The organism is Rhizobium sp. 05L429 (assembly GCF_056397645.1).
In genome coordinates this window covers 1-787 of the sequence record NZ_JBFTNV010000084.1, presented here as the reverse complement: position 1 = coordinate 787, position 787 = coordinate 1, and the positions used below count along the sequence as shown (strand labels likewise).

The window sequence follows — 787 nt, the reverse complement described above, 5'->3', positions numbered from 1 at the left end:
GCCCGGCCGAGCATTCGAATGTCGGCCGATGCCAATCGAGCTAGTCTCGAACCCGATCGTATTCTTCTTGGGCTMGCTCAAGCTCGGGACCGTAGGTCATGGACCACGCATAGAGCGCCTCGAACGGTTGCTGGAGGGAGCGGCCGAGCGCGGTAATGGTATATTCGACGCCAACCGGCGTCGTTGTCGTCAGGACCTCACGGCGAATGAGCCCATTGCGTTCCAGGCGCTTCAATGCGTCGGCGAGCGCCTTGTGCGTGATCCCATCCAGGCGCCGCATGATCTCGTTGAACCGTGACGGCCTGGTGCAGAGGACCGTCAGGATCAGGACCGACCACTTGTTGGCGATCTGCTCAAGCACCGGCCGCGCCTTCTCAACATCCAGCAAAGCCTCGGCGGAGACAGCCTTGTGGCTATGAGACGAGCAAGCTTTGATGATCGGAACTTCGTTCGTTGCGGGCACAGGATATACTCCTTGATATCTGCTTTACTCATAGTGCGTAATTGACCGTAGGTATAGAGAGTATACCTTCGCTTCATCATTGTTGATGGAGTTAACATGAGCAGATTAGCAAACAAGATCTCCCTCGTTATCGGCGGTGTCGGTGGCATCGGCGGCGCCATTTCCCAGCGGTTCGCCAGCGAAGGAGCGCAGGTCTACGCGACCAGCCGCAAGGGGGCGGAGAGTACATCAGAGCCTGCGGGAATGGGCAGCATCCTCGCGATCCAGGCGGATGCCAGTAACAACGCCGATCTTCAGCGCGTCTTCGAGCAGGTCTTCGAGCAG

2 protein-coding genes are annotated in these 787 nt (G+C 58.4%); one reads left to right on the top strand and one right to left on the bottom strand.

The genetic code is table 11. From position 1 onward, the window contains the following. Positions 1-40: 40 nt before the first annotated feature. Entirely contained in the window at positions 41-463 is a 423-nt protein-coding gene (locus AC1DNW_RS35410) for a winged helix-turn-helix transcriptional regulator (RefSeq protein WP_477855809.1), read from the bottom strand. Between the two features lie 96 nt (positions 464-559). Here AC1DNW_RS35410 and AC1DNW_RS35405 point away from each other — a divergent pair. Next, a partial coding sequence (locus AC1DNW_RS35405) for an SDR family NAD(P)-dependent oxidoreductase (protein ID WP_477855807.1) occupies positions 560-787 on the top strand: 228 nt, incomplete at its 3' end.